This is a genomic window from Bacillus cereus group sp. MYBK15-3 (genome assembly GCF_051916765.1).
In the GTDB taxonomy this organism is placed as follows: Bacteria; Bacillota; Bacilli; order Bacillales; family Bacillaceae_G; genus Bacillus_A; species Bacillus_A cereus.
Genome location: NZ_JBQAHG010000002.1, coordinates 40,906 through 55,559, shown reverse-complemented (window position 1 = coordinate 55,559; position 14,654 = coordinate 40,906). Strand labels below are relative to the sequence as shown.

Below are 14,654 nucleotides of genomic sequence, written 5' to 3'. Positions count from 1 at the left end.
TTCAAGCTCTTTTTTTATCAACTCTCCTCAATATCATCCAATTGAGTCTTATAACATTCATCACACTCTGGCCTAGTAGGAAGAATCCCTCTGTCATCAGGTAATAAAACCCTGAAAACTTCTCGATCCATCTCTACGAAAGACTTCATAATAATGGGATATCCTTCAATAATATTCGTATACTCAATCCCTTGTTCAAACTTTTTTCCGCTCTTTATTTCTTCTATTATGGTACAAAAAACACTATGCGCGAATTCAGGATCCATATTTAATGCTATTTGTAAATCTTGATGATTAAAGTTATCTCTTAGACCATGCGTATGATAATTAGCATGGATGCCATCAATATCTTCTGCTAATATGCTATGCATGTACCATCCATACTCTTGTAGCATATTTTCTTCCCATTCATCAATATGTTGAACGTGTAACGGAAGAAAGAAATCTTCTTCTGTCCCCATTTCTTCACCAGCCCAAATGTACCAACCTGTCGTTCCATTTTCTACAGACATTCGTAACCCATTAATCGGTGCGATACCATCTTTCACATTTTGCGCTATTCCTAATTTCAATTCATTCGTAGATTCTACATACTCCGCTTTATATTTATCACATATACTCCTCTGTTCTTTTATGTATTTTTCCATCCTTTTAGCACACTCCCCAATTTTTGAAAGATAGATTTCTTTGCCGAAGCACTCTCTAACTTCCATACCCCACACGGATTATAAAATGGATCCTCTTGTTCATAACGATTATCTATATAATGAGATAAAAGATACACTGGAGCATCTTCTGTGAAACTAATTGTATCCCCATCTTTCAAATTAGGTTTTTCCAATATATTATGTAGGTTAAAATCATTTAATAAATTTACAGCTACTTCCGGATCTATTCCTCCGTCTAAAACAACGTCTGGTAGATTAAATGCTTGCATTCCACATGAATAGTAGCCGTCCTCTTCATCTCCAACTAAAGTTACAAGGTGCGAATACATCGGGAATATTTCCTTATTCTCTGTAAGCTCTTGCCATTCTTCTTTCGAATAAGCCACACCTGCTGTTTCAACTTTTAAAGCAAGTCCACCTGCATTTAAAAGTTCCATTCCTACATCAATTACTTCTTGTACTCTCTCTGTATCGTCAACTTTTGCAATAACATACACTGTATAAGTATGCTTCTCCAACTCCTGAAGCAATTCTTCATCAAAACGCTCACCACTTGCATAGAAGAAAGCCTCTCTCAAAGAAGGGTCTTGTTCATATATATCAAATTCAAAGCCAATCCCTTTCTCCTTATGGTGCATAACATTTCCTGCTAACATATAGTTACTTTTACTCACAACTTCTTGTATTAATTCTGTTCTATCTTTCCATAAACCAGGTACTCCAATAACGATTTGTGTCTCCATCATATGCACTCCACTTCTCATCTATTTTCAATCTATTCTTTCAATCTTCCAAACTAAATTAGCTGGGATATCTTTCTCTAAGAAGGTTAACATCCGTACAGTTTAGGCATCCTACTATGATTAAAATCTCCAAATATAACACTCCATGTGTACATTTATATTTATTTTCGTTTACATACTATTGTTATTCATAATCCATTTTAGCTAATAAACAAACGAAAGAGAACTAGGTGGATTAATGTTTACTTAAAAATAAAAAGTCCGAAACTATATAAAGTGATTTCGGACTTTTTATTTTTAAAATATTAAATTACATTTCGAACAAAAAGGAGCTGAATTTCCTCTTCTAATTTTCGTATCACATTTTGGACAATATACATATCGTTCCTCTACCTTTTGTCGTTCTATCATGTGTAAGGATACTATTTTCATACTGCACATAATTCCAATTAAGATAAGGCTAAAAATGAGTAGCACAACGCTCTTCCTTCCTTAACTACTTACCTATATTTTACCATTAAATAAAGATAATTTTATACTTATAATCCTATCTTGTCCTTCATACTGGAAGAAACTTTCTTTACTTCTATTTACTCATCAGCGTGATTCTTTTTTGTCTATATAAATAAAGAATACCTGTAACTATAAAAACAATCACGCCAAAATACACGCCATATTCTATCGCGATCGCTACAATACTTTCAATATGTTTTCCAAATAAAGCACCGAGCACAAAGTAAACGAGTGTCCAAACAAATCCTGTCGTATAAGAATACAAAGCATACGTCTTAAATGACATGTTATTCATTCCAACTAAATACGGTACGATATGTCTTACAACTGGTATGAAGTAACTTGTGACTAACGCATAATGACCATACTTCTCTACCATTTGTTGAGATTTCAAAAGATATTTCGCCTTTTTCTTTTTCATTAGCTTATCAAGTACTTTCGTACCAAATATTTTCCCTAATATATAACCTAAAGAAAGCCCAGATACAACACCTAAATATGTTAATAAAAATGCAGGAATGACACTTAATATCCCTAGTGAAGATACAAAGCCACCACTCATTACGATCATTTCGTCTGGAATTGGCATACCGATAATACCTAACCATAAACAGAAAAATAATGCCCAATAACCGTATTGTTCAATATAAGATAATAATTCATGTAATTCCATTATGCATATGCTCTCCTTAGCTCTTTTTTACAGCTAAAGATGTACGCTGGTGGGAAATTGAGCCACACTTTCTCTAGCGTAATTTCTGGAAAGAAGTGCTGTATAAATCCTTTTTTCACAAGTGAATATTGAAATGTAATAAATTCACCATTCTCATGTATCCCTTCCATTACATTGTTTAAAATACGCTTTGAAACTTCTTCTGGTAAAGAGGTAAAAGGTAATCCCGATAAAACGTAATCCACGCATTCTATATTGAGATCTTCTATATACTTTTTTATATTTTCGGCTGAACCGTGTACAACAATGACGTTCTGCTCATCTTTAAATTTTCTCTTTAGCTCCTTGCAAAACACTTCATTAATTTCAATAAGAAGAAATATTATTTCCTTCTTCTTTCTCTTCATAATTTCTTTCGTAAAGACTCCTGTACCAGGACCTAACTCTACAATGCATTTCGCTTTATTAAAATCAATTACATCTACCATTTTCTTTGCTAATATTTTTGAACTTGGCGCAATTGCACCAGTATGTTTCGGATGTTTAATAAATTCATGTAAGAATGTTATGAGTTGCATATAAACCTCTCCTCATTCGTTCAATAGTTTTTAACTTGTTTCTAAGTATAACTATTATTTCTTAACAAAAATTGAGGAGATTTCTTAAGATTTTATGAAGAATAAAAAAACAGCTATCGTCTCTAGCGATAGCTGTCCCTTATTACTTCGCACTCACGATCTTATAATAAGAACGAACCGTTAAGAAGTAATATCCAATATAAATCGCCCCGTATACTCCAATACTAATGAGAAGCGGAATCATAATTTCAAATGGTAATATATTTGACAAACCTTTTAGTGCAAATAAACTGTGTAAAATACCAATAATTAATGGAATAGCAAAGATAAAGCTCACTTGTTTTGCGATAGCTCTCTTCATCTCTTGCTTCGTTACACCAATTTTATGAAGAACAACGTAGCGATCACGGTCAGCACTTGCTTCTGTTAATTGTTTAAAGTAAATGATTGAGCCTGTTGCTAATAGGAATACTAATCCTAAGAATAACCCAATAAACATCATTAAGCCTGTTGTTTCAAGCCCCATTTGGAATCCTGTATAGAAATCGTTAAATGGTTTTAAAACTTCTGATTCTCCAGCTGGCATAATGCTTGCTAATTTTGCTGTTAACTCTTTACTATTTCGCTCACCTTTTACATCAATATTTTTTACAGTACGCGTTTCGTTTACTTGTTTCACTTGCTCATATGTTTTATCAGGAACGATTACAAATAGTTCATTTAAATTTGTAAGGCTTCTATTATTTACACCTTTAATTTTTAATTCTTTTGACTCGTTTCCAACAGGGAATACAGCTGTATTTCCTGTATAAAGAGGACCAAAATCAAGTTTCTCAATATATAAGCTATCATATACGAAAGCTTCATTCGCACTTAAATTTACAGGTTCTACATCTAAATGTTTCACAAGTGTATTAAAGCTTGATTGAGAAATAAGCTGGTACTGATTCGTAACATTATAGTGTGTGTTCAGAACTTGATCAGCTCTTTCACCTTTAAATGTTCCCTTCACAGGAATCATTTCAACTTCTGATTCATATGTGACTGGGTGATTATTCTTCTCTCCAGCAAGTATTTCATTTACTTTTTTATCTAATGCTGCATCTTTTTTCTCATAGGAATAACTATACGGCGCAGCAACTTTTGATTGCGTAAATGTGTTGTAATACATCGTAACTGACGTACCAACCGCTGTTAATGTAACTGCACTTAAAATAGCGATTGTCGCCAGTGATTTCGCATTTCCTTTAATACGATATAGTAACTGCGATGTCGTTACCATATTCATACCATTATAAAATGCTGACTTATTATTTCTTGCACGTTTCAATACAAATACTGTGAAGAACATGAACAGTAAATAAGTCCCTGCTACTGTCGCTAATAAAATATATAATGCAACGACCATAAAGTCTGCATACATAACTGCTTTCATGTACATTAATGCTAAAAAATAACCTGAACCGATTAAGAAAACTGAAATTAATGCCATGATGACAGATCCTTTTGGCATTGCTTCTCCTTCACGTTCTGCACGGAAAAGTTCAATTAACTTAAAGCGATAAATTAAACGATATCCTTGAAGTGATGTATATAAAATAATCACAAAGAAAATAATTGCTGTATCAATAATGGCAGCCACCGGTACTTCAAAATGAACGTTTAAATTTAATCCCATCATATTTACTAATAACTCAAGGAATAATTTTGAAAGGACACTACCGATCGCAATCCCAATTACTAATGACATTAATCCCATTAACATATTTTCATAAAAGAGCATTTTACCAATTTGTCTTTTCCGAATACCTAGTAAAGAATATAATCCAACTTCTTTTTTACGTTTACGTGTAAAGAATCCGTTCGAATATATAATAAACACTGCTACGAAAATGATAAGCATCACACTGGAAACTTGAAACGCACCGCTAATCTTTTTAGAAGCTTCTGCTGCTTTTTCCATTTGTGAATTATATTGCAGTGCTTTAAATGTGAAATAAATAACGATACTAAAAATCATAGATGCAAAATATACAAAGTAGTCTTTAAAGTTCCGCTGTATGTTGCGGAGGGCAATGCTAGATAAGGTCATCAGCCATACCTCCAGAAATAGAAGACATTACGTCAACAATTTTTTGGAAGAACTGTTTACGCGTCGATTCACCGCGGTGTAATTCTTTATAGAGTTCACCATCTTTAATGAAAATAACTCGTTTACAATAACTTGCTGCAAATGCATCGTGCGTTACCATTAAAATTGTTGAGTTATCATATTCATTTAACGACTTCATACTTTCAAGTAAATCTGTTGCAGATTTAGAATCAAGTGCTCCAGTTGGCTCGTCTCCGAAAATCATACTTGGATTCGTAACAATTGCACGCGATGCTGCACAGCGCTGCTTCTGCCCACCAGATACTTGATATGGGAACTGACTTAAAATATGATCAATACCGAATTTCTTTGAGATTTCAAGAACGCGGCGATCAATCTCACTCGCTTTCACCTTTGATAACGCAAGTGGTAAAGCGATATTCTCTTTCACCGTTAACGTATCTAATAAGTTATAATCTTGGAAAATGAAACCTAAATGATCACGGCGGAATAACGCTAACTTATCATCATTCATCTTTACAATATCTTTTCCATCAATTAAAATTTCACCGTTCGTCGCATTATCAATTGTAGAAAGAACATTTAGTAAAGTCGTCTTACCAGAACCAGAAGGTCCCATAATTCCAACGAACTCACCTTCTTTTACTTGTAAGTTAATACCTTTTAACGCTGCAAATTTATTCCCACCCGTGTCGTACACTTTTTCAATATTTTTTGCTTCTAACACTGTTTTCATCTCGACATCCCTCATTTCTTCTATTCTCTATTTTCAACTATATACACTCTCTACTCTTGCCACTATCGATGTTTCTTACACAAACATGACAGTTATGTAAGACGCATAAGTAAAGATATAAAAATTTAACCTACTGAACAAAAGTACTTTGTTACTATAACATTGGGATATCATACCATCCATTCATTCTCCTTACAGGAACATTACAATTTTGTAAGGTTAAAAATGTCCCCTACAAAGTTGTGCACGAAATGTCGGATGGAGCTATTTCGTTCCTGCTATTCTATGTACAGAGGAGGTCATAATATGGATTCACTTAAAAATATGAATACTGCAATGCGCTATATTGAAGATAACCTTACGAATGAAATTGATTTTAAAGAAGTTGCGAGGCTAGCTCTCTGTTCTGAGTATCACTTTAAAAGAATGTTTTCGTTTTTAGCAGGTATATCACTATCTGATTATATTCGCTGTAGACGTCTTACTCTTGCTGCCTTTGAACTAAAAAATAGCAATGCAAAAGTCATTGATGTCGCTATAAAATATGGCTACAACTCACCAGATTCATTCGCTCGTGCATTTCAAAACTTGCACGGTATAACACCTTCTGAAGCCCGAAATAGTAGCCGTTCTTTGAAAGCTTATTCACCAATGACCTTCCAGTTATCCATTCAAGGAGGAAATGAAATGAACTATCGAATTGAAGAAAAAGAGCCATTTCGAATTATAGGTATTACAAAACGAGTACCAATTGTTTTTAACGGTGTAAATGAAGAAATTGCTTCTATGTGGAAAAGTTTAAACCCAGAGTCTATTCAAACATTAAAGTCCCTTTCAAACATTGAACCGAATGGAATTATTAGTGCTTCTACTAACTTTTCTGAAGGAAGGATGGAGGAAAAAGGCGAACTCGATCACTATATTGGAGTAGCCACAACAAAGGATTGTCCAGAGGAGTTTAAACAGCTTGAAGTTGCTGCTTCAACATGGGCTATATTCGAAGCTGTCGGTCCATTTCCTGATGCACTACAAAATGTATGGGGACGTATTTATTCTGAATGGTTCCCTTCTTCGAACTATGAACTAGCGGAAGGACCGGAGATATTGTGGAATGAAAGTAAAGACGTATCCTCTCCGAATTTCAGAAGCGAAATATGGGTACCTGTTTTAAAAAAGTAATATAAGAGGCTAACCTTTTCAAAATAAAGAAGCTGCTCTCCCTTTTTAAAGGAAGAGCAGCTTCTTTATTTTATACTTCTTCTTGACTCGTTCTTATACAAGAAAATAGTAATAATCGTAAGCACTATAATAACTGCAAAAGTAAATACTCTGTAGTTCGAGATAGTAGCAGTACCAATTAACAAGGCAGGTATAACCGCCACAATTAAGCCACCAAACATACCAACAAACGATCCTATACTTTGTTTTACTACTTGAGTTTCTGATACCCAATCATAATAACCAAATCGATTATTAATGAAAATCCCCCATACTGCTGAAAATAATGAATATGTTATCGGTGTTATTACGATGAAAAGAGAGCTCCAAACATCTAGCTTTAACCCGATTATCAGTAATACAGCACTAATAAGTGATGCAGGTATACTCAATGAAAGATTCATAAGAATTTTACTATCATAAATCATCTTTGGCGCTATAGGCAATGATTTAATAATCCATACATTTTTTCCTTCTAAAGACAATGACACACATGTTGTACATGTCATCGAAATCGCTGCTGCAATAGCAAATGGAGCAATCTTTTGCAACAGGGGCTCAATTCCAGGATACGCTATTAATTGGCTTGGTCCTACTACAACTATAGCTAGCGAGAAAGCTAGCGCCATCACGACTCCCATTCCACTATTTATGACATACACTGTAGAAGAGAAGAAACGTTTCAGCTCTTTTTTATACAATGCGACCAATACACTCTCTTTTTTCATGCTATTAATCTCATAATTTGAAAGCATATGATAAGTGGTGATCCCTGTGTTTATTTGCTTATATTTTAACGAAAGTATTTTTACAAAAAGATAATACCAAATCACTGATATCCCCACGAATAAGATGAAAGCTACCATATCAGCATTAACAATTGCTTTTTGAAACATGTTAGCTAATGGATACACTTTAGTTAATTGCTCCGAAACAATTGCACCAATTCCGTTCATATCATTAAGGCTATATTGAGCATTTCCGTTTTTTAGCATAAAGGAACCGAATGTAATAATTACTATAAAACTTAAAATCGTAGTTATTTTATTCGTATTTTTAAATTTAGAAGCGATTGCCGTAATCGAAGCTCCAAAGATTGCTGCAATTGTTGTTGGGATTAAAGATGCTATAAACATACTGATGAACCACATAAAGTAAAAAGAAACTGATGGATTTTCATGTATGCAATACACAACTCCCATTGGTAGCATGATTATGATTGAAAAGATTGTATTCAGCAAGTATAAATACAAAAACCTACTTGCAATAACAGTACTTACGCGAATCGGCAATGACATTAAAAAGTCGTAATCCTTAAAAGCAAAAATTTCTCCATTTGCCTTAAATATAGTGAAAAACAACGTTAATACACTGCTAATAACTAGTGCATAGACGGGAATAATTTCACTAATTCCTATTTTTATCAATCCATATGCCGAAGCTCCGCAATATAACATTAACATGACACCAACTAGAGCAATAGATACTGTCAGCAAAATCTTATTCTGCTTCTTTCTCTTATCTTTTTCGTATTTAAAGGTGTTTAAACCGAGCTGCGTTATCAACCGAATTTTCAAAAGACCTAAACTATTAGTATTCATTAGCAAGCTCCTTCATAAAGAGCTCTTCCAATGAGCCTTCCTTTATTAAAGAATTTACTTCTCCTGAAAGTGCTAATTTCCCTCTATTAATCATCGCTACTTTATTACATAACTTCTCAGCTACATCTAAAACGTGTGTAGAAAAGAAAATCGCACTTCCTTTTTCACAAAGCTCTTTCATAATACCTTTCAATACTACGGCTGCCTTTGGATCAAGACCAACGAAAGGTTCATCTAAAACTAATAATTTCGGTTTATGTAAAACCGCCGATATAATCGCTACTTTTTGTTTCATACCGTGTGAATAAGAAGATATTAAGTCCCCTAAGTACGGTGTAATCTCAAAAGCATCCCCATACTTCTGTATCTGTTCTTCCCGATCCCTCGCAGGCACTTTAAACACATCCGCAACAAAGTTCAAATATTGAATTCCTGTTAATTGCTCATATAAATCTGGATTATCAGGAATATACGCCATTACTCTCTTACATGCAATCGGATCCTTTTTTACTGAATGTCCATCAACAAAAATTTCACCCTCTTCAAAATCTATAACTCCTACTAACGACTTAATTGTTGTACTTTTCCCCGCACCGTTATGTCCAATAAATCCAAAGATATCCCCTGCTTTAACAGTAATATTCAAATGATCAACTGCTTTCTTACCGTCTTTATATGTCTTGCTAAAATTTATAATTTCTAACATGTAAATCCCCCCAAATCACCTTTTCGATTGAATTTTCAGACCTTAAAACGAAAAATTTACTCAGTGAGCTTTTCATTATTCCCACTGAGTATTAAAATCTCTTAACACATAGAAACTATAAATATAAAATTTGACTAATATAGCTCACATTTGTATTTCTTTTTTATACAAAACGTAAGAATATAAATTCGTTATAATGACAGCAACTACTATAATCCCAAGCATCATATAAGTTCTCCAATCAGCCGGAGCGAAAACACTTATAATCATAATAATTCCTAACGCCACAAATACTTTTCCGCTAAACCGATGTGTTTTCCGCCATACTTCTTCATTACTTAACGTCCATGGATTACGCATCCCAACAAAAAAGTTTGGCTTACACTGTGGTAAATAATTACCCATTACTAAAAATAAAACACCAACTAATAATTCAGGCACCCGATTAATGAATAAGTTATATCCTAATCCACTTGTAATAATATCTATATTTCCTACAAATAGTAGCAATAGTACACCATTATTCATCATCATAAAGGCTTTAGAAAATTTCTCGTAATTTGCTTTTCTTGGATCAATCTTTGGTATCACATTTAGAAATATATATAATGCAATCATAATTCCGACCATAGAAATCATTCCGTAAAATTTAGAAGAATATCCATCTACCTTACCGCCGCTCCAATGCGTTGCAATTGTATCCGGCAAATGTGGCCAAGCAAACGCCCAAGCTAAACAAGTTATAACAATTAATAAGATTGCAAAAAGATGTTTTTTCATTTCCCCTCTTCCCCCTTATTCGTAAATGTAAACACCCAAGTTAATAAATCTTGAAAGACAGTTGTGTTTAAAGAGTACACAACAAATTGCCCTTTCTTTTCATCTTGAATAAGTTCAGCATTTTTAAGTGCGCTTAAGTGGTGTGAAATACTTGGTTTTGTCATATTGAAATGTTCAGCGATTTCACCAGCGGTTAAATCACCTTCTTTTAATAAGTCTAAAATTTTTCGCCTTGTTGGATCTGCTAATGCTTTGAATGCTTGATTCAATGTCTTTCTTCCTTTCGATAATTAGACATTTAGATATTTATCTAAATATTAAACCGATTACTGTTATTTGTCAATTGTATCCAGTGCCCTTTTTACTTTTCTCACTTTTAACCTATACTGTTTACTAGCTTATCTTTCAACATAATGAAAAGACTTGAAACACATGATACACTATAGCTACAATTGTTTTTCTGAGGAGGAATATACATATGTATAAAATTTTAATCGTTGAAGACGATCCAAATATTTCATCATTACTGCAATCTCACATTCAGAAGTACGGTTATGAAGCTGTTGTTGCAGAGAATTTCGATGATATTATGGAATCGTTTAACGCTGTGAAACCACATCTTGTTTTACTTGATGTAAACTTACCGAAATTCGATGGTTTCTATTGGTGCCGTCAAATTCGTCATGAATCTACTTGTCCAATTATTTTCATTTCAGCGCGTGCTGGTGAGATGGAACAAATTATGGCAATTGAAAGCGGTGCGGATGATTACATTACAAAACCATTCCACTACGACGTTGTAATGGCAAAAATTAAAGGACAATTACGCCGTATTTACGGTGATTATGCACCAAATATTTCTGAACGTATCGTTGAAGTAGAAGGTTTAAAACTATTCCCAGAACGTCCTGAAATTCACTTCGGATCTGAACAAGTTCTTTTAACGAAAAAAGAAGCTATTTTAGCTGAAATGTTATTATCTAAATTCCCTCGTACAGCAAGCCGTGAAGATTTATTAGCTGCGCTTTGGGATGACGAAAGCTTCGTTGAAGAAAATACATTAAACGTAAACATTACGCGTCTTCGTAAAAAGTTTAATGAGCTTGGTATTGAGAACTCTATTGAAACAGTACGTGGACTTGGATATCGCTTTAACGCAACTTGGAGTGAATAAGCATGAAGCTATTTTTACGTGATCATTTTGCATTTTTCCTACTGTACGTTTTAAACTTCGGTATCATTTTCGTTCTTTATGATGCAGTAGATGGATTTCAAAACAATAAATTTTATTTCGTCGTTTTAAGTTTATATTTATTTATTTGTTTCCTCGCTTACCGTTACGTTCGCAATCGTAGAATGTACCATAGATTAAGCGAGCAACCAGAGAAAATGGAAGATGCGTTTATTGAAAGAGCAACTGCTCCGATGCCTCACGGTGTAAATGAACTCGTGCGCACGCAATACCGTCTCTTCCAAAAAGAACTACAATCGTATGAAGTAAAACAACAAGAACATCAATTATTCATTAACCACTGGGTGCATCAAATGAAGACACCTGTTTCCGTTATGCAGCTTATGGTGCTCGAAATGGAAGATGAGCATTTGATTCCGAAATTCAAAAAAGAATTAGAGCGACTAAATCAAGGACTCGATATGGCTTTATATATGGCAAGGCTAAATAACTTCCATGAAGATTTCCATGTTGAGACGATTTCATTAAAAGATACGGTAACAAAAAATATTAACGGATTAAAAGAACTATTCATTCGTAATGGTGTCTTCCCTGTTTTAGAAGTCCATTCTGATTTAAAAGTTGCTTCTGATGCGAAATGGCTAAAATTTATCATCTATCAGTTAATGACAAATGCTGTTCGTTACTCTGGTGAGCGCGGAAAGAAAGTTTTCTTATCTGCTTACCGAAACGGAAAAGATATTATTTTAGAAGTTCGTGATGAAGGTGTTGGTATTCCACAAGAAGATATTCGAAGAGTATTTGAACCATTTTACACTGGGAAAAACGGTCGCGCATTCGGAGAATCTACTGGTATGGGACTTTATATTGTAAGTAAAATTTGTGATTATTTAGGTCACTCTGTCAAACTAGATTCTGAAGTTGGTAAAGGAACGACGATTAAAATCATCTTCCACAACGCTGCAAATAATCAAGCAGAACATACGGAGAAGGTGACCGAAGCATGATCGTAACATATGCAAGCAAAATGTATGAGAACTCACTCTCATACATTTTTTGCAATACAACTACTTCTATATCTTCTAGCCGGAGGTATAATCTATGACATTTTGGCAATTTGCATTTAAAAACGTCACGCGCAACTCGAGAGCTTATTTTGCTTACTTTGTAAGTAGTTCCTTTTCCATTGCTGTGTTCTTTTCGTTTGCTGTTTACTTATTCCATCCGAAATTACAAAACTTTGACATGACCTCTGAAATTTCAGGATTAATGATATTTTCAGAAGTAGTAATTGTATTTTTCTCTTTCTTCTTTTTACTATATTCCATTGGTACTTTTTTAAAAGTTAGAAAAAAACAATTTGGTGTTTTGACCATTTTAGGAATATCGAGAAAACAATTACATCGTCTTGTTTTTATGGAGAATATGTTAATCGGGATTTTATCTATCTTTTTCGGCATGCAGTTTGGAGTTGTTTTTTCTCAATTTTTCTTATTAGTAACAGCCAAACTTACGCATGTTCCAGGAATATATTTATACGGTCCTACTAACGCGTTTATTTTAACAACCATTGTTTTCCTTAGTCTTTTTATCATTGTATCTGCATTCACACCAATGCTTATTCGTACAAAAAAAGCGGTACACCTTTTAAAAACAAATGGTGGAAAACAAAAAGAAAGAAAACCATCCATACTTGTTTCATTATTTGGTGCGATTTGTTTATTTGGTGGTTATGCGTTAGCTGGAAATCCTAAATATTTCGTATCAGTAAGCCCGCAAATCGGTGTTATATATATGGTTTCGAGTATTTTCGTTATCCCAATGCTAGTTACAATAGGAACATATTTTTTCTTTTCTCAAATTAGTTTCTTACTTATTTATATTTTAAAGAAAAGAAGAAGATTTTATATGAAACGGATTAATATGCTTTGGATTTCAGATTTAGCAAACCGTATTCGAACGAATATTAATATGCTTTTTATTGTAGCAATGCTATCTACAATTGCTTTCACAATGATCACGTTCCTATATGGATTCGGGAAATTTATTAAGCTAGAGGTGAATAGAACTTCCCCTTTCCCAATTTCTTATTTCTCTTATGATGCGAACCCTTTTGTTACAGAGCATTTAAATTGGCTTGAGCAACAATTACAAAAAGAGCATTTCCCTTATCAAAAAATAAAAGCTGATATATATGAAACACCACTAAAAGAAGATAAAGATATAGCTATTTATAATGACGTATACGCAATTAAGCAAAGTGACTATAACAAACTTGCGAATTCTTTACGAATGAAACAACTATTTATGGATGATAACGAAGCATATGTGTTAACAGGGACATCTTATATCACCATATTCAACGAATTTGAGCAAAGCTACAATAGAGATTACATTACACTCTCTAGTACAAATACGAAATTAAGAGTTAAAGGCTATGAGCATGTAAATGCAATTCCATCTGGCTTTTCATATCAAACGATAGTTTTGCCTGATGTTATCGTAAATAACTTACCTAGCACCGTAAAGCATATATCAGCATACAATTACAAAATTCAAAACTGGGAACAGACATATGAAATTGCTGATAATTTTATAGAAAAGGTACAAAAAGATCGAAATAAATACCAGTATGAAGGGCCTCTTATTCGCTCCTTTGAATCAGCAGGATCGTTATACAAAATAACATCAGGTAGTGCCGCGTACTTCCTAATCGGGACATTTTTAGGAGTTATTTTCTTCATTGGAGCTGGTAGCGTTCTTTACTTTAGAATGTATACGGATTTGACGAACGAACAAGAGAAATATATAACGCTTTCTAAAATCGGTGTAACAGATACAGAGATGAAACGATCTGCAACCATTCAACTTAGTATTTTATTTTTCATTCCGTACATTATGGCATCCATTCATACAATGTTCGCAACAAAAATGCTACAAGATGTAATTGGTTTATCTCTGTTCAAAGAAGTTTCAGCCGTTCTTATTATTTTTGGATTCGTTGAAATCGTATTTTTCTTATTCATTCGTTCACTTTATATGCAAAAATTATCACATTACACGAGTGGACAAAATATTTAAAACAAACTTGATGAAAAGAGTATCTCTCATACGCTTTTCATCTTCACCCTAT

15 protein-coding genes are annotated in these 14,654 nt (G+C 33.7%); 4 read left to right on the top strand and 11 right to left on the bottom strand.

The window, feature by feature from the left end; all coding sequences use genetic code 11:
• Positions 1–17: 17 nt before the first annotated feature.
• The 7 genes from ACTFR8_RS08605 to ACTFR8_RS08575 all read right to left on the bottom strand — a co-directional run bounded on the left by ACTFR8_RS08605 (position 18) and on the right by ACTFR8_RS08575 (position 6,024).
• Positions 18–647 (bottom strand): DUF4262 domain-containing protein, encoded by a 630-nt coding sequence (locus tag ACTFR8_RS08605; protein ID WP_016118786.1) that lies wholly within the window; start codon positions 645–647, stop codon positions 18–20.
• Positions 632–1,411: a DUF4261 domain-containing protein gene (locus tag ACTFR8_RS08600; protein WP_000449856.1), complete on the bottom strand. Its 780-nt coding sequence runs from the start codon at positions 1,409–1,411 to the stop codon at positions 632–634. The genes ACTFR8_RS08605 and ACTFR8_RS08600 overlap by 16 nt, the downstream gene beginning before the upstream one ends.
• Positions 1,412–1,708: 297 nt before the next feature.
• Positions 1,709–1,888 (bottom strand): hypothetical protein, encoded by a 180-nt coding sequence (locus ACTFR8_RS08595; RefSeq protein WP_001986677.1) that lies wholly within the window; start codon positions 1,886–1,888, stop codon positions 1,709–1,711.
• 109 nt (positions 1,889–1,997) lie between these two features.
• Complete coding sequence (locus tag ACTFR8_RS08590; protein WP_000418924.1) at positions 1,998–2,597, bottom strand: DedA family protein; 600 nt, start codon at positions 2,595–2,597, stop codon at positions 1,998–2,000.
• Positions 2,597–3,175 carry a class I SAM-dependent methyltransferase gene (locus ACTFR8_RS08585; protein ID WP_252209710.1) on the bottom strand — a complete coding sequence of 193 codons (579 nt, stop codon included), beginning with the start codon at positions 3,173–3,175 and terminating at the stop codon, positions 2,597–2,599. Before ACTFR8_RS08585 ends, ACTFR8_RS08590 begins: the two co-directional genes overlap by 1 nt.
• Before the next feature lie 142 nt (positions 3,176–3,317).
• Positions 3,318–5,267 (bottom strand): ABC transporter permease, encoded by a 1,950-nt coding sequence (locus ACTFR8_RS08580; RefSeq protein ID WP_044796400.1) that lies wholly within the window; start codon positions 5,265–5,267, stop codon positions 3,318–3,320.
• Complete coding sequence (locus tag ACTFR8_RS08575; protein ID WP_000859655.1) at positions 5,254–6,024, bottom strand: ABC transporter ATP-binding protein; 771 nt, start codon at positions 6,022–6,024, stop codon at positions 5,254–5,256. Before ACTFR8_RS08575 ends, ACTFR8_RS08580 begins: the two co-directional genes overlap by 14 nt.
• 306 nt (positions 6,025–6,330) lie before the next feature.
• Between ACTFR8_RS08575 and ACTFR8_RS08570 the strand changes: the two genes are divergently transcribed.
• Positions 6,331–7,203 (top strand): AraC family transcriptional regulator, encoded by an 873-nt coding sequence (locus ACTFR8_RS08570; protein ID WP_000377729.1) that lies wholly within the window; start codon positions 6,331–6,333, stop codon positions 7,201–7,203.
• A gap of 65 nt (positions 7,204–7,268) precedes the next feature.
• On the opposite strand, the gene ACTFR8_RS08565 is transcribed toward ACTFR8_RS08570, so the two are convergent.
• The 4 genes from ACTFR8_RS08565 to ACTFR8_RS08550 all read right to left on the bottom strand — a co-directional run bounded on the left by ACTFR8_RS08565 (position 7,269) and on the right by ACTFR8_RS08550 (position 10,598).
• Entirely contained in the window at positions 7,269–8,843 is a 1,575-nt protein-coding gene (locus tag ACTFR8_RS08565) for a hypothetical protein (RefSeq protein ID WP_001095689.1), read from the bottom strand.
• Positions 8,833–9,549 carry an ABC transporter ATP-binding protein gene (locus tag ACTFR8_RS08560; RefSeq protein WP_000889756.1) on the bottom strand — a complete coding sequence of 239 codons (717 nt, stop codon included), beginning with the start codon at positions 9,547–9,549 and terminating at the stop codon, positions 8,833–8,835. The genes ACTFR8_RS08565 and ACTFR8_RS08560 overlap by 11 nt, the downstream gene beginning before the upstream one ends.
• Positions 9,550–9,693: 144 nt before the next feature.
• Positions 9,694–10,329 (bottom strand): SdpI family protein, encoded by a 636-nt coding sequence (locus tag ACTFR8_RS08555; RefSeq protein WP_000716347.1) that lies wholly within the window; start codon positions 10,327–10,329, stop codon positions 9,694–9,696.
• Positions 10,326–10,598 carry an autorepressor SdpR family transcription factor gene (locus ACTFR8_RS08550; RefSeq protein ID WP_001070531.1) on the bottom strand — a complete coding sequence of 91 codons (273 nt, stop codon included), beginning with the start codon at positions 10,596–10,598 and terminating at the stop codon, positions 10,326–10,328. The genes ACTFR8_RS08555 and ACTFR8_RS08550 overlap by 4 nt, the downstream gene beginning before the upstream one ends.
• A 209-nt stretch (positions 10,599–10,807) precedes the next feature.
• Here ACTFR8_RS08550 and ACTFR8_RS08545 point away from each other — a divergent pair, with 209 nt between their 5' ends.
• From ACTFR8_RS08545 to ACTFR8_RS08535, 3 genes are all read left to right on the top strand, one after another.
• On the top strand, positions 10,808–11,503 hold the full coding sequence (locus tag ACTFR8_RS08545; protein ID WP_000276738.1) for a response regulator transcription factor: 696 nt from the start codon (positions 10,808–10,810) through the stop codon (positions 11,501–11,503).
• A gap of 2 nt (positions 11,504–11,505) precedes the next feature.
• Complete coding sequence (locus ACTFR8_RS08540; RefSeq protein ID WP_000765341.1) at positions 11,506–12,528, top strand: sensor histidine kinase; 1,023 nt, start codon at positions 11,506–11,508, stop codon at positions 12,526–12,528.
• Between the two features lie 94 nt (positions 12,529–12,622).
• A complete protein-coding gene (locus tag ACTFR8_RS08535) occupies positions 12,623–14,602 on the top strand; it encodes an ABC transporter permease (protein WP_000145056.1) in 1,980 nt (659 codons plus the stop codon).
• Positions 14,603–14,654 lie beyond the last annotated feature (52 nt).

Bases quoted from the DNA above. Each gene is read 5' to 3' on its own strand.
- ACTFR8_RS08590 (WP_000418924.1), bottom strand. From the start codon at position 2,597: ATGGAATTACATGAATTATTATCTTATATTGAACAATACGGTTATTGG.
- ACTFR8_RS08575 (WP_000859655.1), bottom strand. From the start codon at position 6,024: ATGAAAACAGTGTTAGAAGCAAAAAATATTGAAAAAGTGTACGACACG.
- ACTFR8_RS08555 (WP_000716347.1), bottom strand. From the start codon at position 10,329: ATGAAAAAACATCTTTTTGCAATCTTATTAATTGTTATAACTTGTTTA.
- ACTFR8_RS08560 (WP_000889756.1), bottom strand. From the start codon at position 9,549: ATGTTAGAAATTATAAATTTTAGCAAGACATATAAAGACGGTAAGAAA.
- ACTFR8_RS08570 (WP_000377729.1), top strand. From the start codon at position 6,331: ATGGATTCACTTAAAAATATGAATACTGCAATGCGCTATATTGAAGAT.
- ACTFR8_RS08600 (WP_000449856.1), bottom strand. From the start codon at position 1,411: ATGGAGACACAAATCGTTATTGGAGTACCTGGTTTATGGAAAGATAGA.
- ACTFR8_RS08535 (WP_000145056.1), top strand. From the start codon at position 12,623: ATGACATTTTGGCAATTTGCATTTAAAAACGTCACGCGCAACTCGAGA.
- ACTFR8_RS08585 (WP_252209710.1), bottom strand. From the start codon at position 3,175: ATGCAACTCATAACATTCTTACATGAATTTATTAAACATCCGAAACAT.
- ACTFR8_RS08540 (WP_000765341.1), top strand. From the start codon at position 11,506: ATGAAGCTATTTTTACGTGATCATTTTGCATTTTTCCTACTGTACGTT.
- ACTFR8_RS08545 (WP_000276738.1), top strand. From the start codon at position 10,808: ATGTATAAAATTTTAATCGTTGAAGACGATCCAAATATTTCATCATTA.
- ACTFR8_RS08580 (WP_044796400.1), bottom strand. From the start codon at position 5,267: ATGACCTTATCTAGCATTGCCCTCCGCAACATACAGCGGAACTTTAAA.
- ACTFR8_RS08565 (WP_001095689.1), bottom strand. From the start codon at position 8,843: ATGAATACTAATAGTTTAGGTCTTTTGAAAATTCGGTTGATAACGCAG.
- ACTFR8_RS08605 (WP_016118786.1), bottom strand. From the start codon at position 647: ATGGAAAAATACATAAAAGAACAGAGGAGTATATGTGATAAATATAAA.